Here is a 459-nt window from a genome sequence, read left to right as displayed (position 1 = left end):
CAACACAATATGCGGGGTATTTGGGGTGTCATCAAACATCAATAGGTTTTGGCCGCGAGAGCAGAGCACGTTTTGGGTGTTATTGGCGCTAGTAACAACGGATGGTTGGGTGTCGTTAAGGGCAAAGCCTAACAGGTAACTTTGGTCTGGGTCGTTGTTCATACAACCGATGAGCACATTACTGTCTGGCAGCAGTGGAAAGTGTAATCCCGTTGGTTGCTTTTGGCCGCGACAGGCATATTGTGTGAGGCGCTTTACTGATTCGGTGACCTGACTATCAAAATGTACTTGCGTGGCATATTGCCCTTGTGTATCGACATGAGGATTAGTCTTTGACCCCGACAGCGAGCGCACTGTGGCGGTAAACACCATCGGTTTAGGACTATGCTCTGGGGGCGCGATACGTATTGGCTCACCTCGTGGTACACACACCGACTCGCTATGGTGAGCAACTTGGTT

General features: G+C 50.3%; 1 pseudogene. It reads right to left on the bottom strand.

What is annotated here, in order from left to right:
• Positions 1 to 459 (bottom strand): annotated as a pseudogene (locus tag EXT47_RS23930) (hypothetical protein); the annotation flags it as partial.

Origin of the sequence: Pseudoalteromonas sp. CO342X (genome assembly GCF_004208915.1) — a bacterium.
Classification (GTDB): domain Bacteria; phylum Pseudomonadota; class Gammaproteobacteria; order Enterobacterales; family Alteromonadaceae; genus Pseudoalteromonas; species Pseudoalteromonas maricaloris.
Note: the sequence above shows the minus strand (reverse complement) of the source record. Positions and strands in the feature narration are given on the sequence as shown.